Source organism: Legionella nigrisilvae (assembly GCF_977063395.2).
This window is the reverse complement of the sequence record NZ_CDRUGZ020000019.1, coordinates 751,957-774,156: the sequence shown is the minus strand read 5'-3', so window position 1 is coordinate 774,156 and position 22,200 is coordinate 751,957. Positions and strand designations below refer to the sequence as shown.

The following is a 22,200-nucleotide window of genomic DNA, read 5'->3' as shown; positions in this document are numbered from 1 at the left end:
ACAACTTACTGTCATTCATTTGCTACATCAATTATTTTTTGATCAAATTATATTCATGGAGTATAATTAATGTGCGAACATTGCGTAAGGAAGCGATCATGAAAAAAATTATTATCGCAGTATTAGTGTTTGTTCCTACACTTCTTTTAAGCGGTTGCTATGTCACTGCAAATCCCAATACTGGCTATTATAATTCAGGCTATTATCCAAACTACTCTTATTATTCAGGGTATTACCCAGGTTACTCTTATTCTGGCCTCGGGTTAGGATTGGGTAGTTTAGGCTTGGGCTATTGGGGTGGGCGCGGCTTCTATAGAGGTTGGCATGGTAGTAACTGGCATGGCGGTTGGCATAGAACTGGTTGGCACGGTGGCGGTTGGCATAAAGGAGGCTGGGGTGGTTGGCATCGTGGCCGAGGTCATTGGAGATAAACGAATTGAGTCAATCTAAATTCCACTCGGATTTTAGGTTGACTCATCTTCAATACGAATTATTAAAAATATCTCTCAACGTATTTTAATTAAGCGGATCCGAATGTTGTTCAAACCGAGACTGAATCATAAAACATTTAGATACAGAGTATTCTGCTTCTTTTGCCTCTTGCTCTAAGTCTGTTTTTTTCCCCGAAATATAACGACTTAACCGTGGTGACAATAACCACATTAGGAAAGCAATAATTAGGGTGACAATGCCAATACAAGCAAACACATGAGTATAAATCATTAATGAACCTACTCCAGGTTTAATTTGCTCAGGAAGTGCTGTGTAAGATGCGACTGAAGCACCAATAAATCCCGCAATTGCGGAGGTTAAAAACCACATTCCCATCACAAATCCAGCAATCTGGGGAGGTACCAATTCTGCAACCATAGCCACTCCTAGTGCAGATACTAATAATTCACCCACACTTTGAAATAAATAGCTCATGATTAACCACCAGGAAGAAACCATACCTTGGTCTGTGTAAAAATAACGTGCAAAAAAGAGCATTAAAAAACTAATTCCACACATCGTCATTCCTAAAGAGAATTTATAAGGAATAGAAAACTCTATGCCTCTTCTATGAAGAACGTCATAAAAATAGGCCAAAACTGGGCTCATTAATACGATCCAAATCGGGTTTAACGCTTGGAAACTTTGTGCATCAATCGTAATTCCCAAAAAAACAGGGACTACATTATGGACCGCAAACAAATTCAACGAGGTAGGCATTTGCTGATATAAAGTAAAGAAAATGATGGCTTCCAACATCAAAGCCAAAGCAACCAACATACGCATCTTGATAATTTTGCTTTCCTTGCGAATCATGAATAAGTAATAAGCGATTACCGTAATGGTAATCAACCAAAACAAATTTTTTGTTAGCATTACATGCTGCAATAAATAAGCAGATCCTTCAGTGAGACAGACTATTCCGACCAATATCAGTAACCACTGGAAAAACGAAATGTTCCGTTTGTCCGCATCAGTATTTATATGAGCCACAAATTGATGTTGAAGCCAATAATTTGCCAAGCCAATTAATAAACCGATCGCGCTCATCATATACGCATAAGAATAACCATAGCGGCTAGAAATTGCTGGTCCAGCAAATAATGCAATCATACTTCCCAAATTGATTGCCATATAATACAAGGTAAAGCCACCATGCAAACGCGGATCATTTGCCTCATAGCATTTAGCAAGCAAATTTGATGGATTTGCTTTAAACAAACCATTTCCAACACAAATTAACCCAAGGGCAAGAAATACATGTTCCTTATCAGTAAGCGCCAAAGAAAAATAACCTGCAGCCAAAACAATAAGGCCCAAAACAATGGTACGTTTGGTTCCTAATACTCTATCCCCCAAATACCCACCAATAACCACCATCCCGTATACTAAAGCCGAATAGGCACCAAAGGTGTAATAGGAAACGGTATCGTTGTAACCCAAATAGCGAATAAAAAATAAAGTTAAAATCCCTTGAACAGTATAAAACCCAAACCGCTCCCATAATTCCAACATAAAAATCATGTGAAATGCACGGGGTTGCTCGCGAAGTATATTCACCATGAGTTTTTTTCCTTTTGGGGGTAAATTTTTAAGTTAAAGGAGTTTTACGTTTTTTGCAATGAGGTTTAGACTAAAAAAGCAGAAGCTACGAAATTGAGGAATAACAGAAAAAAGCTATTTATCAATAGGTGCTTATCTTATCAGTGAAATGTATTTTCAATAGGTGGAGTTAATAAAGAATGAATCGGTTTTCCTTTTTCGACTCTATCTACTGAGCTTTTCAGAGGCTGAAATAATGGGATTGTACGGGATAATGAGATATCCGAAGTGTATTTAGTTATTTTTTGCGACGACTCATTTATATCATTTTTATTAGCCGAAAAACGTCCTAACATCAAATCGGTTGAATATTCTTTATTAGGCTTATCCGCCTGTGTTAAATCCTCAGAACTTCCGCCAACCAAAGAACAAATTTTGTTAACAATCCATTTTCCCAATTGGATTAAAGGCACGATCAATCGTGCTGCAAGGTATGCAAGTGAAATAACGGATACTGCGGTTAATATCCCTAATCCTACTAATGGGAAATATAAAGATACAATTAAACCAATTAAACCTAAGGCAGACAAACTTAAACCAACTCCCTTGTCCATGACTTGCATAAATCCTGCGTTCTTTATTTTGTTATTCAAATCCAATTCTTTTAACTTAAGTTTTATTAGCTCATCTTTTTCTGCCTTAAAACGTTCGTGTAGCATTGAAATTTGCTCACATAAAAAGATAAGCTCCTGTTCATCGATCTCTTCTCTTAATGCATTTCTAAGCGTAATTGCATCGGTCTGAATGGATTTTATTTCCTCTGTAGTATTGTCAATCAATTTTCTAATTGCTCTACGATCATTACCCAAACGGTTACGTTCATATATTGCTCTGCCTAATAAAAATACGCTTAAAAGAAATGAGATTGATGTTGTGGTTAGAGCAATCGCTATTGCTACAGCAGGAACTGTTATGGAAGTGATCGTCAGTGCTAACAATATTGAAGAAAAAAGCCATTTGGAATTATTGCTCCGATCCGCAGGAATTTTTTCGCCTAATAAGTAACAGGTAAGATAAATAAACGGGATAAGAAGAAAATCCAATGCAGCAAATATAATTGCTCCGATACCTAATCCTTGCTTCAGCGATTCAGTAGGCGCAATATTATTAAACGTTCTTATAGAAGAACTTATCTGCATTATTGCCTTGCCTGAACTACCGGTAGTTTTGATGATTTGTGATGCAAGTAATACCTTCTTTAAGACTTTTTCAGGATTTTTCTTAAAGAATAAGAGCTCAATTTCACAGTCGATGGGGCGTTGTATTTCTTCAAGGACTTCAGCTGCCTCGAGTAGAGTATCAGAAATCTCAAATTCTCTCACCTTGCTCACCAATTACCCACTTTGTTCAGAAACACATAATATACTATTCGCCAAAATTTTGATAATTTTTTTTCCAATATACGCTAGAGCTTGCTAATCCAGTATAAACTCAACTATATTTCCTCATAGAGACTAAATAAATGCGATAAAAAAAATCATTATGTCTAAAAAAGCCCTTTATTTGGCAGGTGGTGGTGCTCGAGGCGCTTATCAAGCTGGTGTCTTAAAAGCAATTGGCCACATATTACAAGTTAAAACATTACCCTTTGAAATGGTCAGCGGCGTAAGCGTGGGGAGTATGAACGCAGCAGTGCTTGCGGAAAATGCCGATGACTTTCCCACAGCACTTGATAAACTCGAGACGATTTGGAGTGAAATTCATTGCCAGCAAGTTTATAAAGCGAGTAATTTTGCATTAAGTAAATCCGTTATGCGTAACATGAGCACTATGATGATCAAGCAACGGCAAGCGGCACATTTACTTGATACCACTCCTCTGAGAGAGATGATAACGGATGGCCTTGATTTCAATAAAATTGCGCAAAATATAAGTGGTGGCTATCTCGATACTCTAGAAATTATCAGCAATTGTTATGAAACTCGCCAGACTATTTCGTTTTACGAACATAATAATCCTGAATTTATGGATTGGAATTACCCGCGCCACGGCAGCAAGCGTGTTAGCGTCCAGGCAGAACATATTTTAGCATCCAGTGCCTTACCTCTATTTTTTCCAACCGTGTTACTTGACGGTTTTCATTATGGTGACGGTAGCGTGGGTCTGGCTGCACCACTACGAGGATCTATTCGTTTTGAAGTCGATAAAATTCTAATTTTAGGAACCCGGGCTCTACCTACATTTGTTGAACAGGAAACGTTACGAAATCATGATGACATTCCTTTTTCGCATATTTTTGGTAACATGCTAAATGCGCTCTTTTTGGACAATCTCGACCGGGATATTGAAATGGTCAACCGAATGAATGAAATAGCGATGTTGCTCTCAATGTGGAAAAAGCGCCGCTCTCCATGGCGCCCCATCACTACTTTGCATTTACGTCCGAGTAAAGATTTAGCACCTTTAGCGCAAATCCATTTTAAAGCGCTTCCCACTTTACTCCGCTATCTCCTCAATATTCTAGGTGAGAAAAAACATTCTGGCGATCTTTTAAGTTTTGTGCTTTTTGAACGAGACTACACCCGGGAATTGCTTGAACTTGGTTTTCAAGACACCATCAATAATGCCAAGGAAGTTACGGCTTTTTTTGAGTAGTTGCGCCACTTACAATGTGAAGCCTCCGTATAACCTGGGTTTCATTTTGATTTTCCCCCGGTGACATGGGTACGTAATAGGGAAAGTACTTCTTCTGTTTGAGGCATCACACCATGCCAAATAAAGAATGACTCAGCAGCTTGTTCGACCAACATGCCTAAACCATCCACTGCTTCGCAACCTAAGTCCTTAGCATATTGAACAAAAGCCGTAATCTCATTGTGTTCATAAGACAGATCATAACAAAATGGTTTTGCTGACATACATTGTGCAGGTAAGGCCACAAACTCCCCCGCCAAACTGGCAGAAGTAGCATTAATCACCAAATCAAATTGTCCTTCCAGCGCATTAAGACTCAAACATTTGATTTGCGGGAAAGCACGTTGGAAATCTTCCGCTTTGGTTAAAGTACGATTGGCTATGATCAGCTCTGCAGGATGATGCTCCAGTAGAGGATAAACTATTCCACGAGCGGCTCCTCCAGCTCCTAATATCAATACCCTTTTGCTTTCGACTGAGATATAGCGATGCAAATCACGAATAATTCCCACACCATCCGTATTGTCTGCATGTAATTGATTTGCTTCCATCCATAACGTATTTGCAGCTCCAGCTTGGGCACAACGTGAACTACAGTGTAATGCCATCGCAAAAGCTCTTTGTTTGAAGGGTAAAGTAATATTAAGACCCTTGCCACCGAGAGTAAAAAAATCAGATACTTGTTGCTCGAAAGATGATTCATCCACCTTAATTTTTTCATAAGTCAATTGCACATTCACCTGTTGAGCAAAATACTGATGAATTATCGGGGATAAACTATGCGCAATTGGATTACCCATAACTGCAAAACGATGAGACATTTCCGCTCCTACTCTGTTTAATTTTACCTATTATCCGTAAAAAGCTTATCGATAAACGTGCACCTGTCAAATTATCAAGGAGCTATTCATAATTCCAATAAAATTGTTCAAAATTTAATTTTTCTTGAAAAAAATGCATCTCTCTACAAATAATTAAAGTAACCGAGCTCGTTTGTCTCAAATATCTCAATCAGATTGCGTGACGAAAGAGCATAATAAAACTCAATTGAGTTAAGGAAAATTCAATGAGCGACTTTTCCGTAAATGAAAAAAATATTTTAAGAAACAGTCCTCTCTTAAGTTCTTTATCCGAGGAAAATTATCAAACATTTATGGAGATTTCATCAAGAACTACCTTTGGAAAAGGCAATATTTTGCTTAAAGAAGGTGAATTAAATGATAATTTTTTCATTATTATTTCGGGGACTGTTGGGCTTTATAAAAAAGAAAGGGAAAATTCTGCCCCTGAATTGATTGGAACCCTGAGCGCAGGAGAAACAATTGATGAAATGAGGGTGATTCAAAACCGCACCTGTGCTCTAACTGTCATAGCAATGGAGTCCACTGTGGTGTTACACCTGTCAATCAGCAAATTACATGCTTTGGAAAATCATGAGTGTCATGATGCAATTGTCGCCTCAGTCATTAAAATAATCAGCGACCGTTTGTTTCACAGTAATGAAACCATTCTCAATAAAATCCATGAAAAAAAGAAAAAGAACAAACAAATTTTTTGTATATTGTTTGGTGCACTTGTCCTGTGTATTTTTTTATCTGAAGTAGGATTAGGGCTGTATTACACGTTAAAACCTTCCAATTTATGCAATGATTTGAATTCTCTTCCAGCTGAAAACACTAAAGTCGTACTCTAAAATGAGGTTAAACCATAACTGGGTTATGGCGTCGCCTAACCCAGGTTACCAAATTGCTTCTCTAATTCACCATTAAACTTTTAGAAACAACTTCTGCCAAATCACGTGATAATTCTAACTTAGCCAACTGTTCTAATTGATTTCGCATCAAAGTTTGTCTGGAGCTATCATAGCGCTTCCAACGCGTGAACGGATTAGCCAAGCGGGCTGCGATTTGCGGATTAATCTTATCTAGTGTCACCAGCATTTCCGCTAAAAAGGAATAACCGCTTCCATCTAATGCATGAAAATTGCGCGGATTTCCCATACAAAATGCGCCGAGCAAAGCGCGGACTTTATTTGGATTCTTGATACAGAATGCAGGGTGTTTTAATAAAACTTTCACATGAGTTAAAGTTTCCGGTAACTCACAAGTCGCTTGGATTGCAAACCACTTGTCTAAAACCAAATCATTTTTGGACCATTGTTTATAAAAATCATCAATTGTTTGTTCGCGTAAACCTTGATTCGTGCAATTAACTAATAAAGAAAAACTAGCCATTTGATCGGTCATAGTCCGTGCAGCCATAAATTGTTGTTGACACAGGTCTAGAGTTGAAACTTCCTTTGCTTTCATCATAAGCCATAGACAAACATTGCGTAATTTTCTCCGCCCGTATGCAGGACCATTCATACGGTGATCTTCAATATTCCATAACTGCCGATAAAGTGAATGAGCAGCTTCATACAAATACCAACCTAATTGCTGGTGAAAAAAATCACGTACACTTTCTACAGCACTCACATCCACACTCTCTAATCGTGTAGCAATATCCTCAAATCCTGGAGGTGTTAATAATTCTGCGCGAAGATCCGCATCAAGTGACTCATCAAGCAATACATGCTGCAAAGCTGAAATCAAATTAGATGGAATTTGCCATTTACTTGATGGTTTATTCAAACATTCCTTGATGCAATTCAGAATAAGATTTTGTGCTGCATCCCATTTAGCATAACCATCTACTTCGTGTCGCAATAAAAACAACAACTCGTCCTGACTTAAATCATGATTCATCTTAATCGGGGCAGAAAACTCACGTAATAAGGATATGACCGGTTTTTCATTTAAGTTTGTAAAAGTGAAACTCTGTTCCATTTCCTTTAACTCTAATAGTTCTCGATCCAATGATATTTGATGTCCATTAGAGTCAAATAAGGCAATTTTAATAGGAATATGAAATGGTTTCTTCTCATGGCATTCAGGAGTTGAAGGACAACTTTGTTTCATTTTTAAGATCAACTGCCCTTGTGCATACTCACTAGTAACGGTTACTTCTGGAGTTCCTGCCTGGCTATACCATCGTTTAAATTGAGTTAAATCAATCTGATTACTGTCTTCCATAGCAGCAACAAAATCATCAATAGTAACCGCTTGACCATCATGACGTTTAAAATATAAATCCATACCCTTACGGAAACCTGCCTTACCAAGTAGTGTATGCTGCATACGGATAACTTCAGCACCTTTGTTATATACCGTAGCTGTATAAAAATTATTTATTTCCTGATAAGACTCGGGTCGTACCGGATGTGCCATGGCTCCGGCATCCTCGGGAAATTGCGCACTTCGCAATACCCTAACATCCATAATCCGATTTACGTCACGTGAGTTCATATCCCGAGAAAATTCCTGATCCCGAAACACAGTGAGTCCTTCTTTCAAACTTAACTGGAACCAATCACGACAGGTAACTCGATTACCAGTCCAATTATGAAAATATTCATGGGCAACCACGCCTTCAACATCTGCAAAATCTTGATCGGTTGCGGTTTCAGGACGAGCAAGAATGTACTTGGAGTTAAAAATATTTAATCCCTTGTTCTCCATTGCTCCCATATTGAAGTCGCTAACCGCTACGATCATAAAAATATCCAGATCGTATTCACGTCCATAAACTTCTTCATCCCAGCGCATGGATTTTTTTAAAGAGTCCATCGCATGGGCACATTTATCTTCATTTCCAGGTTCCACATAAATACGTAAATCAATAGTGCGACCAGAACTCGTAGTAAATTGATCCTGCACACAAGCCAAATCTCCTGCAACTAAAGCAAATAAATACGATGGTTTTTTAAAGGGATCATTCCAAACTACCCAATGACGCCCCTCCGGAGTGCTACCTGATTCGATTAAATTTCCATTGGATAACAAGATAGGGTATTGTTTTTTATCTGCCGAAATGCGCGTTGTATAAGTAGCTAAAACATCGGGGCGATCTGGAAAATAGGTAATGCGTCGAAAGCCTTCTGCCTCGCACTGGGTACAAAATAAATGATTTGAGCGATAAAGGCCGGATAATTGGGTGTTATTTTGAGGATAAATCCGCGTGACAATATCTAATACCAGTTCATCGGGACAATTTTCTATAATTAGCTCATCCTCATGTAAGGTGTAAGCAGATGGCTCGAGTTTTTGGCCATTCAGATGCACGCTTACCAATTCCAACTCATCTCCATATAAATGCAAAGGACCTTGATGTTGACGGATTAATTTCAGTTCACTTTGTACCAAAGCATGATCATCATACAAGTCAAAATTTAAATTTACAGTTTCTACTGTAAAAAAAGGGGGCTGGTAGTTTTTTAAATAAACGGTAGTGTTAGGCATGATCATTACATCCTATGCAAATGCGATTAAGTTTATTGAGTTATATAACAATTTTCCTAGTTTAGCCTATAATGATTATAAAGGGGTAACTTCTTAGGTCAATCTTTATAAATAGAACGAAGTTAGCTGAAAATCCATTATTGCATTTACCAGTAAAATGCAATAAATGTAAAGAAACACAATATATCCTTATAGAAGGGTAAAAGGGGATGGCATATGAACACTCAAGACTTTTTAACTGGTTATACCAAACGCTTTGTAGATAACAAAGAAGAAGAGATGAGTTTGGAAGAATACCTAGAGTTGTGTAAAAATGACCCGTCTGCCTATGCCAATCCAGCGGAACGCTTATTAATGGCTATAGGTGAGCCAGAAATGATTGACACACGTCATGATCCTGTTTTATCAAGGATTTTTTCCAATAAAATCATCCCTCATTATACTGTATTTCAAGATTTTTACGGCATGGAAGAACCCATTGAACAAATTGTTGGTTTCCTTAAACATGCAGCTCAAGGACTGGAAGAAACCAAACAAGTTCTTTATCTCTTAGGACCTGTAGGTGGAGGTAAATCTTCTATCGCTGAAAAATTAAAAGATTTAATGGAAAAAACCCCCTTTTATGCCATTAAAGGTTCACCAGTATTTGAATCCCCTCTTTCTTTATTTAATCCAATAGAAGATGCTGAGTTACTCCAAGAACGGTTCGGAATTCCCCCCCGATACTTACGATATCTGATGTCACCCTGGGCAGTTAAACGATTACATGAATATAATGGAGACATCAGTAAATTTAGAGTGATTAAGGTTAAACCATCCCGTTTAAAACAGATTGCCGTTGCCAAAACAGAGCCAGGCGATGAAAACAACCAGGATATCTCGTCCTTAGTGGGTAAAGTGGATATTCGTAAACTCGAGGAGTTTTCTCAGGATGATCCTGATGCATACAGTTATTCTGGTGGCTTATGCCGTGCAAACCGTGGTCTTTTGGAATTTGTTGAAATGTTCAAAGCACCCATCAAAGTGCTACATCCATTGTTAACGGCCACTCAGGAAGGCAATTACAACGCAACTGAAGGATTATCTTCTATTCCATTTGAAGGAATTATCTTAGCGCACTCCAATGAGTCCGAATGGCAATCATTTAGAAATAACAAAAATAATGAAGCATTTATAGACCGTATTAATATAGTCAAAGTACCTTATTGCCTGCGTGTTTCTGAAGAAATTAAAATTTATCAAAAGCTTATTGATAATAGTTCGCTGACTCATGCACAATGTGCCCCTGGGACTTTGGACATGTTGGCGCAATTTTCAGTGTTAACTCGTTTAAAAGAGCCTCAAAATTCAAGTATTTACTCAAAAATGCGCGTTTATAACGGCGAGAGTTTAAAGGACACCGACCCGAAAGCTAAATCATATCAGGAATACCGTGACTTCGCCGGTGTTGATGAAGGAATGAGTGGTGTGTCCACTCGCTTTGCTTTCAAAATCTTATCTAAAGTGTTCAATTTCGATCATAGTGAAGTAGCCGCGAATCCAGTACATTTAATGTATGTCTTGGAGCGTCAAATTGAACAAGAACAATTTCCGCAAGAAGTACAGGAATCTTACTTGGCCTTTATTAAAGAATATTTGGCACCTAAGTATGTTGAGTTTATTGGCAAGGAAATTCAAACTGCTTACTTGGAATCATATTCTGAATATGGCCAAAATATCTTCGACCGCTACATAACCTATGCAGATTTCTGGATCCAAGACCAAGATTATCGCGACCCAGATACCGGTGAAATTTTCGATCGCGCTTTATTAAACCAAGAACTGGAAAAAATTGAAAAACCCGCAGGGATATCCAATCCAAAAGATTTTCGTAATGAAGTGGTGAATTTTGTTTTACGCGCCCGTGCTAATAATCGTGGCAAAAACCCTGTGTGGAACAGTTATGAAAAATTAAGATCGGTGATTGAGAAAAAGATGTTCACCAATACGGAAGATTTGTTACCTGTTATTTCTTTCAATGCCAAAGCATCTGAAGATGATAAGAAAAAACATGAGGAGTTTATTTCTCGAATGATCGATAAAGGTTATACACGCAAACAAGTACGCTTGCTTTGCGAATGGTATTTGCGAGTACGTAAGTCACAATAATAATGGGGTTCTCTCGCACCTATGAGAGAAAGCTAAAGACTAGCTATTTTGTAGTTTGGGTTAAGCGCGAGTTGTAACCCGGGACCTATAGTAAAGCTTCTTTGAGCCCAGGCTCTTGCCTTCGCCAAAGTACAAATAGGTGCAGAATATTTTATGTGGGGCTAAATTATGTCGCAATTGATTGATAGACGACAAAATGCGGGTAAAAAAAGTACGGTTAATCGCCAACGCTTTCTTCGCCGCTATAAAAATCAGATCAAACGTGCTGTCTCTGATGCAGTTGGCAAGCGAAGTATTACCGAAATTGACCAAGGCGAACAAATTACCATTCCAGCCAAAGATATTTCTGAGCCTATGTTTCATAGAGGTCAAGGTGGACACATAGAACGGGTATTACCTGGTAATGATAATTTTGTTACTGGTGATCGAATAAGGAGGCCCACTGGTGGTTCTGGGAGTGGCGGGGATGGTTCTGAAGCCAGTGACAGTGGTGAAGGTGAGGATAATTTTGTTTTTGAATTATCACGGGAAGAATTTTTGGATCTGTACTTTGAAGATCTGGAATTGCCAGATTTAGTTAAAAAAGAATTGGCGCGTATTAGCACCTTCAAAACAGTAAGGGCGGGAGTAACAACCAGTGGCATTCCCAACAATATTAATGTTCTTCGCTCGATGAAACAAGCAACGGGACGTCGCGTTGCTTTAGCTTCTCCTTATAAAAAACAATTAATCGCTGCTGAAGAAGAACTCGAGCAACTACAGGCCCAACCTGTTCCAGATGCCGAGGCTTTAATCAATCTGCAAAAGAGAGTTGAATATCTTAAGAAAAAAATACAAACGTTCCCCTTTATTGATACTATCGATTTACGCTATAACTTTCGCGTTCGTATACCCTCACCCTCAACTCAAGCAGTCATGTTTTGTGTAATGGATGTATCCGGTTCAATGGATGAGGCGAAGAAAGATATTGCAAAACGCTTTTTTATCCTTCTTTATATGTTTCTTACCAAAAATTATGAAAAAATTGAGCTCGTATTTATCCGCCATCATACCTCTGCCAAAGAGGTAAATGAAGAAGAGTTCTTTTATTCGCGAGAAACGGGGGGTACTGTAGTTTCCAGCGCTTTAGAACTTCTTAGTACCATTATCGATACCCGATATCCTCCCGAAGCATGGAATATTTACGTCGCCCAAGCATCAGATGGAGATAATTGGAACGCCGATTCCCCTTATTGTCAGGAGTTATTGCAAGATAAGATCATGCCTTTATTGCAATATTTTGCCTATATTGAAATCATGCCACGCCATCATCAAAGTTTATGGGAAGTTTATCAACTAGTAAAAGAGCGCTATCCTAATTTTGCGATGGAGAATATTGATACGGTAGCAGACATCTACCCGGTATTTCATGAGCTATTTAAAAGGAAGACTGCATGAAAAAGAAGAAGCCATTATCTACAGGTGCAGAATGGACCTTTGAATTAATACAGGACTACGATCGTGAAATTGCACGCATTGCCAAAGACTTTAAGTTAGACACTTATCCCAATCAAATAGAAGTTATTACTGCAGAACAAATGATGGATGCTTATGCTTCTGTAGGAATGCCTATAGGTTATCATCATTGGTCTTTTGGTAAACATTTTGTCAGTGTTGAAAAAAGTTACAAAAGAGGACAAATGGGTTTGGCTTATGAATTAGTTATTAATTCAAATCCTTGTATTTCCTATCTTATGGAAGAAAATACCATGGCCATGCAAGCTTTGGTAATTGCTCATGCTTGTTATGGACATAACTCGTTTTTTAAAAACAATTACTTATTTAAAATGTGGACTTCTGCTGATGCCATTATTGATTATTTGGTGTTTGCAAGAAAATACATTAGTGAATGTGAACAACGTTATGGCATCAATGAAGTAGAATCAATTTTGGATGCCTGTCATTCCTTGATGAACTATGGTGTGGATCGTTACAAACACCCGGCACCTTTGTCCATCCAAGAAGAAAAAATCCGCCAACAAAATCGCGAAATTTACTTGCAATCGCAAGTTAATGAATTATGGCGAACCATACCTCAAGGCCGACAAGTCACCGAAGAAGCTAAGAAAAAACGATTCCCAGAAGAACCGCAAGAAAATATTTTGTATTTTATTGAAAAAAATGCACCCTTATTAGAGCCGTGGCAAAGAGAAATTGTCCGTATTGTACGCAAGATGGCTCAGTATTTTTATCCTCAAGGGCAAACCAAGGTGATGAATGAAGGATGGGCTTGCTTTTGGCACTATACCATTTTACACGCACTGTACGATGAAGGGCTGGTTACAGATGAATTTATGTTGGAAATCTTACAAAGTCACACCAACGTTATCATGCAACCACCTTATAATAGCCCCTATTATAGTGGAATTAATCCTTATACTTTGGGTTATCATATGATGCAAGACATCAAACGGATTTGTGAAAATCCTACTGAAGAAGATAAAGCATGGTTTCCTTATTTGGCTAATACCGATTGGTTAAGTAGCCTGGATAATGCGATGCGCCATTTCAAGGATGAAAGTTTTATTGCCCAATATCTATCACCCAAATTGATTCGTGATTTAAAATTATTTCATGTTGTTGACGATGATCGCAGTCCTGATCTTTATGTTAATGCAATTCATAATGAGCCAGGATATCAAAGAATAAGAGAGGCATTATCGAGACAGTATAATTTAGGTTATTTAGAACCCGATATTCAAATTTTCTCTGTTGACGTACAAGGAGATCGCTCCATGACTCTAAGGTATACGCAACAAAACAGAGTACCTTTAGGGAATACCACCGCAGACGTACTGAAACATCTCTATTCTTTGTGGAAATTCCCCATTGTATTGCAAGCAGTCAATTCCGAAAATGAGAGCACCGAAGAGTATCATTGTCCACCGTTGAATAATCCATCCGTTTAACGATGAAATTCATAGGCGTTCTCGCTCGACACACTCGAGGATGCAAGAAGTTCCTTATATTCTTTTTGAACATACTCGACATCCTCTAGTAAAAATTTCAAGCACTTATGCGATGTAGCTCCATGTGTTCCCAGCCTAGCAAGTTTTAGTAGAACTTTTGCCGTTTCCAAATCAGGCGGATCTTCATTTAATTCCTTGGTAACCAAGTCTAAGGTCTCATCGATAATTTTCATATTTTTACTACCCATTCGAAACTTAGAAAACCATTGCCCCTTTATATGGGCAGCATAAGCTTCTTTTATACCTAGAACTGCTTCTTTTAAGGTATTTAAGTCTCTTTGAACTTTATTAGTTCCACCTATTTCCAAGTTTTGTACGGAGTCAGGAATAACTTCTCTCATTGCCCTCAGAGGATGAGCTGCAAACCTACCTTTTTCGGTACAAAACGAAAAGGTGTTTCCATAATATTGTTTAACGGGTGTTTGACTGACTACATCTCTATCCAGTCTATAATTACAAAATTGAGTAAAAATAGAAGGGTGTTTATCCTTCAACCATCTACCATGACGTGAATCAACAGGTGCGGTATTAAAAGTTCTTACATGGATACTTCTTGATTTTATCAAGTCTGGATCTTCGGCATAAGCTATCGCACCTACATGTTGAGCTAAGTGCCCTCCAAGAGAATGACCCACTAATATAATTTCTCTATTTGGAAAAGCTTTTTTAGTTTCTTTAAAAAAAGAAAAAGCATCTTCTTGTAGTTTTCTTCCTACTGTGCCAGTCAATATTACATTTAGGTCTGAAAACACATCTCTCAGAGAATCTGATCCTCTAAAAGAAATGATGATAGGCGATTCGTTATCTAGTGGTTCAAGCCGAACTGCAGTTAAACCATTGGAAAGTGCTACATCGGCATTGGTTTTTTCCGTAATGAGGTATCCCGAATTAGAGATATCAGCCATTAATTGGGCTGTAGAGACGTACCCCTCACGAGGCTCTTCTCGCAAATTATTGTCCTTCCCCACAATGCGGTAAGCAATATGTGCTGCACTGAGTAATAATCCAATGGTACATTTTGGCATAACATCTTTCCAAATATATTGAGGCATTGCCTGTGTGGGCAAAAAAATGACTAAATGTCTTTTTTGTAGTCTATCACAATTATGATAAATTTATAGGAATTGTATAATTTTTAATCACTTCAAGAGGATGCTTAGTATGTGAAACCCAGGTTAAAGGGTCTCCTTGACCTGGGATATAAAAGAAGTTTATGTTTGCTTACTTTGTTTATCTTATTCTATCACTTCGGTGCTAGCATACATTTTAATAGCGCCATCAAGATAAGGGTCTAGATTAAAAACAGTCCCAAAAGCTTTAGCTGCTACTTCATTCTTATTAAAATACCAGTCACTCGTATCATCAGCATAATATTGCACAATCATAGGTTTAAAAAGTGCATAGGCGGTTCCATCATATTGTCTTGTGCCAAGTCCTGCACTTAAAAAATATTTGTTTCCTTTAAGAGCTTGATTGATAAGCTCCACCGCTTCATCTGGGGTACTGGGCGCGTTCGCTTCGACAGGAGCCGAATCAGAATAAATTTTTACCGTTACTGCTAATTCATCTCCATAGGTATGCACACGATTAATGAATGAGGCTAATGCACGTGCTTTATCCTCATTACAAACAGTAACTTTAATTTCCATTTCAAGCCCATCGCCGGTTAAATCACCCACGTGTACACAAGGATCCGCATTTAAGGTGGCACTTAACTGATTATTCAATAAGTACCAGGGAGGAAGAAGCTTCCCCGCATTTACAGCGAAGCTTATACTGCTTAAAAATATACCCAGAAATAGCCCTACTTTACGTACTGCTCGACTCATCATTACATCTCACATTATTAAAGAACAACAATCACCTCTATGAATTCAACTTAACTTATACACATCTCTTGCACAGACCTGCTTAGCTCCCAATTACCCCTGCACCCCACGACTTGCTCGTGGGATTGTGCGCGTGGACACAGGCAGAGGTGAAGGCATGTAGGATTATTCTGATGCCATTTCAATAGCGAAAGCCAATGCTAATTTAGAGAAATTAGTCATATGCTCAAGACTTAATCTATTCATAGTGTCTTCAGAACTATGAATGTACGGATTGTGATCTTCAAAATTAGACTCACATGGGAATGCGGCTGGAATACCTACTTCATCCCATGAAGCATGGTCGCTGCAACCATAGCCACACTCTGAATAAGCAACTGGAACTTGAACATAATTGTTGATTAATTCTGCTACGAAATTACTTAAACTTCTATTGGTATAATCAGTAAATACCCACATAGTTGGATCTTTGGAATCCACTCGATATCCAGTCATATCGAACTGGATTGCTGCTTTTACAGGAATCGAATGATCCATGAAATGTTCAACTACATATTGAGAACCGACTAAACCTCGTTCCTCAGCTGCATACCAAATAATATAGATTGGGCGCTTAAAAACTGTTTTAGAAGATAGCAAAACCCGAGCCATTTCCATAATCGATGAAGAACCACTACCATCATCTCCAGCCCCTGGCATACGACCATCCAGTGTATCCATATGGGCGCCAATTACCACACCTGGTTCATTAATATCTTTACCTATAACCGTTACTAATGAAGGTTGCTTATAGTAACTTCCTGTTTTCACGAAAAAAGTTGCAGTATCAGTGCGGCCATTTGCTTGAGCCATGTCTTCAAAAGTCTTTTTTAGCCAACGTGCTGCATCTACGCCGGTATCTTTGGTAGCGGAACGGTTATGAAAGGAGGTAAGTTTTGTCAAAGTATTCCAAATATTTGCTGGAATTACCTCATGTAATGCTGCATTGACTTCATTCTGATGTTTAATCTCATAAACTGTATTTTGTGGTTGTACTGTTTTAATGTTTTTTTTCTGCAGAACTCGTTGCGCAGATTGTTTTTTTGCGGGCAGTAAGGAACCAATTATATGATGGCTTACATTCACAAAACGACCACAATTTGCTTCATCTGCTAAATGAGTCAGGGTATCTACATCAGCCGCAGCGAGATCAATAATCTTAAATTCTTTATTTTCTGCCAAAACCTCATAAGGAGCAGTGATTTTGGCTGCAAGACATTGAGGGACTTGCAACTGTTCATGAACAGGGGCATTGGCCAAAACGTTAGTACTCGCAAGCACCGAGCCCACTGCGATATAGGTCATCCATTGATTCAAACGCATTTCTACTCCTAAGTTAAAATTAAAATTTTAAATGTGTTTACACTGCGAAAACTCACTTTACCTAAATTCGGCAGTTGAATCCACTGTTTAATTTAAGTTTTCTTCAATAAAAAAATAACCACATGTCTTTTTTTTAAACTTATCGCTATTGATAATCATTTTCATTTGGGATACAGTTTCAGCCCTAATCCATTAATTGAGCAAATAAATGGCAGTAACAAAAAAAAGATTCAAAAAAATTCCTCGTTACCTTGCTCTGGCATCCCTTACTGTAGGTGCTAGTTTAATTCTTGGTTTTTTAAGTTTTGGAGGGATGTATGCTTTATACCCCGCTTTATCTCTAGCCTTTGCTGCTTTTGGTCTTTCAGTGGCCTATGAAGGTGAAGTCTATCTACAAAACCTAAAAGGATCGTTCAAAAAGTTATTTAAAAAGGATTATCTTGAGAATCATTTAGCTAAAGAATATTTGCTAGAACATTTTCCCGATACAACGTCTAAAGAGTGTCCTCAGTTTTTTAAAGATTATGAGGCCCAACTCAAATTGCTTAGTGAGTTTAACCATAAACCACTCGATAAAGAGAGTAGAAAACGCAAAAAGCAAATCGAAAAAACTTTGTCCGACATGGAAAAATGGTTCGCTTTGCAATTATTTTCAGTGAAGAAAAAGAAAACGCAGAACTTATCATTTTATACAGCACAACTAAGAGACTGGCTTGAAAAAAATGGACAAAGTGAATGGCAAGACCGTTTAGATAAACGTCAGTCCACTTTTAATTTTGTTAAAGGGTTTAGCCTTCTTGCCGCTACGTTTATGGGGCTTGGTAGCACCTACCTCATTGTTGAAGCCTTCAGCGTGATCCCTTTGATGGCTGCGATTCCTTTTGCTTTGTGGCCAATCTTAGTTGTCCCTATGGCACTAATCGCTGGGGCTGCTTATGGTATGTTGACGTATAACACGATTACTGATCTTATCAACAATGACACCATAAAAAAATGGTACACCAAACTAAGCAACGATTTAAACAAAAGCTTAAATCCTCGTAACTTGTTTATGGCTGCCATAGCTATTTTTTTAGTTAGCTTAGCCATTGCACTTACGGTTTGTACCGCGGGTACTTGGTGGACTGTAGCAACCAGTGCTCGCCCTTTATTTGAATGGATGAAAAACATTCCCAGTTTTGTTATGGGGGTTATTAATCCCATTATCACTGGCTTATCCGCAATATTCTTTAACATACAAAATTCTGCCGAATCTCTGGAAATAGTGTATGAGGCGACGGAGGAAAACTCTGATGAGGAAAACTCTGAGAATATATTTCAACGCACTTACAAGGCAATTTCTGCTGGATTTACCCATGTTTGGGATACAGAAAATTGGCTGCAAATGCTCAACCCATTTCGTATTTTATTAAAATTAACGATTACCCCATTACGTATTCTTCTTTTTTTTGGTCATTTAGTAAGCGTGGCGCTCACTTCAGATCGCATGCCTGGAGTACCTCAAATAGTTTCTGCACTCGTAGCAATTATTAGTGAGGGTTTTGAAGATGCTCACTATTTCTTGGGATCGGGTAATCACAAACACAAAACTTTACTGGAAGAACGCCTGGGTTCTGAAGCGGATAATGAACATGGTACCGACATCCCCACACAGGTTCTTAAATTTATTGCCTCCCCCTTATATTTTCTTGCTGCCAGTTGGGATTACTTAGCTAGCCAATTGAATCCCATTTCAAGTGATACAGTCCAAAAATCTCAACCGAAACCACTCAGTTTTTCTAAAGCATGGAATAAGCAACTAGGAATTCCAGATGAAATTAATGTTTCATTGGCGAAGGATGCGAAATATCCGTCGAAGGAATGGAACATTGAGCATACGCTATCTCTCATTGAAAAATATGAGCGAAAACACTTGGACACTGTATTGGTTAATGCGTCGCTGGCAGAAGATAAAAAAGAACAACTAAAACAATTAAAAAGCAAAGTTCGTGAAACTCTTTCTGGTCATTCTTCAATAAAGGATGTTCTTAAGGAAGCAAGAAATAATTCTATTTATAATCAACCTCGGCTATTTGCTCTGCGAAAAGATGAAAAAACTACGACTCAAGAATTCATTGAAGCACTACCAGAACGTGTTAATGCAATCTAATAAGTAGTCTAGTCATAAACACCATCCATTTTTCACCCCATCCTCTTAAGACGGGGTGATCATCCCCCTTAATATTTAACTATTGGAACTATCACATTTCTATGCAAACATAGTCGCCTATATCGAATTAGTTCAATTTAATTTACCAATACCATGTTTGGAGTGCTATTTTGAAAAAAATTCTGTACCATGCTATTGCTTTATTTTTCCTATTAACTGGTATCTGCTTTGCAGAACAACGGAGTGTTGCAATTACCATTGACGATTTACCTCTTATTAAAACGCCTTATGAAGCTTTTGAAAAAATGGTCAACAGCCTTGTGAGTCATCAAGTTCCGGCAATTGGTTTTATGATTGGGAGTAGAGTGAACAACGAAACGATAAAGCAATTTGAGGTATTTAAACAGAATGGTTGGGAATTAGGAAACCATAGTTATTCTCATTTAAAATTAAAACGGGTTTCTTATGAAGAATACATCGACGATCTTATTCAAGCAGATAAAGTGCTGGCACCCTTTATGTCCCAGCCAAAATATTTTCGTTACCCCTATCTCTCAGAAGGGAAATTTTGGAAAAAAAGTATTGTCCGCCACTACTTAAGTAAAAATAATTACATTATTGCTCCCGTCACCATTGACAGTAAGGATTTCGAATTTAATTCTCAATTAATAAAACTAATGAAACAAAATCCACAGGCATCCTTAACTGATTTGAAAAAACGGTATCTAGAATACGTTTGGCAACGTACATTGACTGCGGAACAAAATACCCCTGGAAAGCAAGTCCTACTCATCCATGCTAATTTGCTAAATGGTTACTTCTTAGATGATTTACTGCGCATGTTTGAAGAACATGGCTACCATTTTATTTCACTTAGTGAAGCATTAAAATCGTAATGAGAGGTATAACGCTACGAAAGTGCCGATATCTTAGGAAGTGAGAACCCTAGTTAGAAAAATCAACAGCCCCTAGTTGCTTTGTAGCAATAATTCTTTGGCATGGGAGCGAGTTTGTTCTGTTATTTTCAACCCTCCCAACATGCGGGCAATTTCATCAATTTTTTCAGTTGACTGCAGTAAGGAAATTTGGGTGAACGTCTCTTTATTATCGCTTAACTTTTCAACCATAAAATGGTTATGGGCTGCAGCAGCCACCTGAGGTTGATGTGTCACACAAAATACTTGCAAACGCTCACCTAATTTACGAAGCATTTGTCCCACTAAAGCAGCAGTAGCCCCCCCAATACCGACATCCACCTCATCGAACAATAAGGTTGGGGTTGTACCTTGTTGGGCGGTAATCATTTGGATGGATAAACTAATTCGGGAAAGCTCACCACCAGATGCTACTTTACTTAATGAATCAAGCTCCATACCCGGATTGGTACATACTTTATATTCCACTTTATCCATGCCATGCGGATGCATTTTTTCCAAAGGAGATAGTTCAATTTCCACCCATCCCTTAGGCATACCAAGCTGTTGGATGCTGGCTGTGATTTCTTGCGCCAGTTTTTTTGCCTGTGTTTTCCGTATCTCTCTTAATTTAAAGGCAGCTTTTTCATAGTTGGCTATTAACTGGCAATGGTGTATTTTTAATTTTGCTAATCTGCTTTCGCTGTCTTGCAAAAGATCTAATTCCTTTTGTAAGTTTTGAGCATGTTCATGGAGTTGGCTGCTATCAATATGATATTTACGCGCAAGCTGATGTATGGCACTCATGCGGGTTTCGATTTCATGTAATCGTTCTGGATCCAGGTGGACACGCTCCGCGAATTGTTGCATCTCATCTATCGCTTCCTCGCACTGAATCAGTGCGCCGTTAATCAACTCCACAGTATTTTTGATTTGAGCTTGTTCTTGTGGCAATTGACTCAAGGAGTGCAAAATCTGATTTAAACTGGTACAAATGTTGGGTTCGTCCTCAGAATTTAATAATCCATTAATTTGCTGACTTTTTTGCAAATAATCTTTTGCATGATGCAACATTTGGTGTTCTTGATATAAGGTTTCAATTTCGTTTTCGTGCAAATTCAATGCAGATAACTCATTAATTTGAAATTGTAATAATGCAATTTTATCTGCTTGTTGTTGCTGGACTTCCAACGCTTCTATTTCTTGATTGACTTTATGACATTGTTTGTAAAGTTGGGCAACTTCCTCAAGTAATACCTGATTTTTGCCATATTGATCCAACTGCTGGCGGTGCGTTGCATGATGCATCAAGGTTTGATGTTGATGTTGTCCGTGAATATGTACCAGCTTTTCACTGAGTTCTTTTACCTTTTGTAATGGGAATGGTTGGCCATTGATATAGGATTTGGAGCGACCCTCGGCATAAATTACCCGTCGCAAATAGAGTTCACCATCATCACAAGGAATATCGTGTTCTGCAAGCCATAGGGCAGGTTCCGAGCCCTGGCCCACAAAAAATCCAGCGGTGATGTCACATTTTTCTTGGCCTGGTCTAATAACCGAAGCATCAGCTCTATCACCTAAAGCCAGCATCAGAGCATCGATCATAATGGACTTACCGGCTCCTGTTTCACCAGTGAAGGCAGTCATTCCTTGAGTAAAATCCAACTCCAAGTGTTGTACAATCGCAAACTGTTCAATGCACAAAGTGGTGAGCATGTT

At 38.3% G+C, this 22,200-nt stretch carries 16 protein-coding genes; 8 read left to right on the top strand and 8 right to left on the bottom strand.

What is annotated here, in order from left to right:
- Window positions 1-98 precede the first annotated feature (98 nt).
- The gene (locus ACWTE2_RS08485; protein ID WP_454784993.1) at window positions 99-431 is read left to right on the top strand and encodes a hypothetical protein; all 333 of its coding nucleotides are present in this window, start codon (window positions 99-101) and stop codon (window positions 429-431) included.
- Between the two features lie 85 nt (window positions 432-516).
- Here ACWTE2_RS08485 and ACWTE2_RS08480 read toward each other — a convergent pair whose 3' ends face one another.
- Window positions 517-2,055, bottom strand: coding sequence for an oligopeptide:H+ symporter (locus ACWTE2_RS08480; RefSeq protein WP_454784992.1), 1,539 nt, complete (start codon window positions 2,053-2,055; stop codon window positions 517-519).
- Window positions 2,056-2,195: 140 nt separating this feature from the next.
- A complete protein-coding gene (locus tag ACWTE2_RS08475) occupies window positions 2,196-3,416 on the bottom strand; it encodes a hypothetical protein (RefSeq protein WP_454784991.1) in 1,221 nt (406 codons plus the stop codon).
- A gap of 160 nt (window positions 3,417-3,576) precedes the next feature.
- On the opposite strand from ACWTE2_RS08475, the gene ACWTE2_RS08470 reads away from it, so the two are divergent.
- Complete coding sequence (locus tag ACWTE2_RS08470) at window positions 3,577-4,689, top strand: patatin-like phospholipase family protein (RefSeq protein ID WP_182392322.1); 1,113 nt, start codon at window positions 3,577-3,579, stop codon at window positions 4,687-4,689.
- 41 nt (window positions 4,690-4,730) lie between these two features.
- Here ACWTE2_RS08470 and aroE read toward each other — a convergent pair whose 3' ends face one another.
- A complete protein-coding gene (gene aroE / locus ACWTE2_RS08465) occupies window positions 4,731-5,549 on the bottom strand; it encodes a shikimate dehydrogenase (RefSeq protein WP_454784990.1) in 819 nt (272 codons plus the stop codon).
- A gap of 245 nt (window positions 5,550-5,794) precedes the next feature.
- On the opposite strand from aroE, the gene ACWTE2_RS08460 reads away from it, so the two are divergent.
- The gene (locus ACWTE2_RS08460; RefSeq protein WP_454784989.1) at window positions 5,795-6,421 is read left to right on the top strand and encodes a Crp/Fnr family transcriptional regulator; all 627 of its coding nucleotides are present in this window, start codon (window positions 5,795-5,797) and stop codon (window positions 6,419-6,421) included.
- A 61-nt stretch (window positions 6,422-6,482) separates the two neighbouring features.
- On the opposite strand, the gene pepN is transcribed toward ACWTE2_RS08460, so the two are convergent.
- Window positions 6,483-9,068 (bottom strand): aminopeptidase N, encoded by a 2,586-nt coding sequence (pepN, locus tag ACWTE2_RS08455; RefSeq protein ID WP_454784988.1) that lies wholly within the window; start codon window positions 9,066-9,068, stop codon window positions 6,483-6,485.
- Window positions 9,069-9,284: 216 nt separating this feature from the next.
- On the opposite strand from pepN, the gene ACWTE2_RS08450 reads away from it, so the two are divergent.
- From ACWTE2_RS08450 to ACWTE2_RS08440, 3 genes are all read left to right on the top strand, one after another.
- Window positions 9,285-11,216, top strand: a complete 1,932-nt coding sequence (locus tag ACWTE2_RS08450) for a PrkA family serine protein kinase (protein WP_454784987.1) — start codon at window positions 9,285-9,287, stop codon at window positions 11,214-11,216.
- A 168-nt stretch (window positions 11,217-11,384) separates the two neighbouring features.
- Entirely contained in the window at window positions 11,385-12,653 is a 1,269-nt protein-coding gene (locus ACWTE2_RS08445) for a YeaH/YhbH family protein (protein ID WP_454784986.1), read from the top strand.
- Entirely contained in the window at window positions 12,650-14,164 is a 1,515-nt protein-coding gene (locus tag ACWTE2_RS08440; protein ID WP_454784985.1) for a SpoVR family protein, read from the top strand. The genes ACWTE2_RS08445 and ACWTE2_RS08440 overlap by 4 nt, the downstream gene beginning before the upstream one ends.
- On the opposite strand, the gene ACWTE2_RS08435 is transcribed toward ACWTE2_RS08440, so the two are convergent.
- From ACWTE2_RS08435 to lapA, 3 genes are all read right to left on the bottom strand, one after another.
- Entirely contained in the window at window positions 14,161-15,249 is a 1,089-nt protein-coding gene (locus ACWTE2_RS08435) for a lipase family protein (RefSeq protein WP_454784984.1), read from the bottom strand. The two genes, ACWTE2_RS08440 and ACWTE2_RS08435, sit on opposite strands and share 4 nt — an antisense overlap.
- Window positions 15,250-15,459: 210 nt before the next feature.
- Window positions 15,460-16,056: a group-specific protein gene (locus ACWTE2_RS08430; RefSeq protein WP_454784983.1), complete on the bottom strand. Its 597-nt coding sequence runs from the start codon at window positions 16,054-16,056 to the stop codon at window positions 15,460-15,462.
- A gap of 162 nt (window positions 16,057-16,218) precedes the next feature.
- A complete protein-coding gene (lapA, locus tag ACWTE2_RS08425; protein WP_454784982.1) occupies window positions 16,219-17,415 on the bottom strand; it encodes an aminopeptidase LapA in 1,197 nt (398 codons plus the stop codon).
- Between the two features lie 208 nt (window positions 17,416-17,623).
- On the opposite strand from lapA, the gene ACWTE2_RS08420 reads away from it, so the two are divergent.
- Both ACWTE2_RS08420 and ACWTE2_RS08415 read left to right on the top strand, forming a co-directional pair.
- Window positions 17,624-19,564 (top strand): hypothetical protein, encoded by a 1,941-nt coding sequence (locus tag ACWTE2_RS08420; protein ID WP_454784981.1) that lies wholly within the window; start codon window positions 17,624-17,626, stop codon window positions 19,562-19,564.
- A 170-nt stretch (window positions 19,565-19,734) separates the two neighbouring features.
- Window positions 19,735-20,460 (top strand): polysaccharide deacetylase family protein, encoded by a 726-nt coding sequence (locus tag ACWTE2_RS08415; RefSeq protein WP_182392311.1) that lies wholly within the window; start codon window positions 19,735-19,737, stop codon window positions 20,458-20,460.
- Between the two features lie 72 nt (window positions 20,461-20,532).
- Here the strand turns inward: ACWTE2_RS08415 and recN are convergent, their stop codons facing one another.
- On the bottom strand, window positions 20,533-22,197 hold the full coding sequence (gene recN / locus ACWTE2_RS08410; RefSeq protein WP_454784980.1) for a DNA repair protein RecN: 1,665 nt from the start codon (window positions 22,195-22,197) through the stop codon (window positions 20,533-20,535).
- Window positions 22,198-22,200: the final 3 nt, after the last annotated feature.

Coding starts and splice junctions, on each gene's coding strand:
- ACWTE2_RS08485 (WP_454784993.1), top strand. CDS start 99: ATGAAAAAAATTATTATCGCAGTATTAGTGTTTGTTCCTACACTTCTT.
- ACWTE2_RS08480 (WP_454784992.1), bottom strand. CDS start 2,055: ATGGTGAATATACTTCGCGAGCAACCCCGTGCATTTCACATGATTTTT.
- ACWTE2_RS08470 (WP_182392322.1), top strand. CDS start 3,577: ATGTCTAAAAAAGCCCTTTATTTGGCAGGTGGTGGTGCTCGAGGCGCT.
- aroE (WP_454784990.1), bottom strand. CDS start 5,549: ATGTCTCATCGTTTTGCAGTTATGGGTAATCCAATTGCGCATAGTTTA.
- ACWTE2_RS08460 (WP_454784989.1), top strand. CDS start 5,795: ATGAGCGACTTTTCCGTAAATGAAAAAAATATTTTAAGAAACAGTCCT.
- pepN (WP_454784988.1), bottom strand. CDS start 9,068: ATGCCTAACACTACCGTTTATTTAAAAAACTACCAGCCCCCTTTTTTT.
- ACWTE2_RS08450 (WP_454784987.1), top strand. CDS start 9,285: ATGAACACTCAAGACTTTTTAACTGGTTATACCAAACGCTTTGTAGAT.
- ACWTE2_RS08445 (WP_454784986.1), top strand. CDS start 11,385: ATGTCGCAATTGATTGATAGACGACAAAATGCGGGTAAAAAAAGTACG.
- ACWTE2_RS08440 (WP_454784985.1), top strand. CDS start 12,650: ATGAAAAAGAAGAAGCCATTATCTACAGGTGCAGAATGGACCTTTGAA.
- ACWTE2_RS08435 (WP_454784984.1), bottom strand. CDS start 15,249: ATGCCAAAATGTACCATTGGATTATTACTCAGTGCAGCACATATTGCT.
- ACWTE2_RS08430 (WP_454784983.1), bottom strand. CDS start 16,056: ATGATGAGTCGAGCAGTACGTAAAGTAGGGCTATTTCTGGGTATATTT.
- lapA (WP_454784982.1), bottom strand. CDS start 17,415: ATGCGTTTGAATCAATGGATGACCTATATCGCAGTGGGCTCGGTGCTT.
- ACWTE2_RS08420 (WP_454784981.1), top strand. CDS start 17,624: ATGGCAGTAACAAAAAAAAGATTCAAAAAAATTCCTCGTTACCTTGCT.
- recN (WP_454784980.1), bottom strand. CDS start 22,197: ATGCTCACCACTTTGTGCATTGAACAGTTTGCGATTGTACAACACTTG.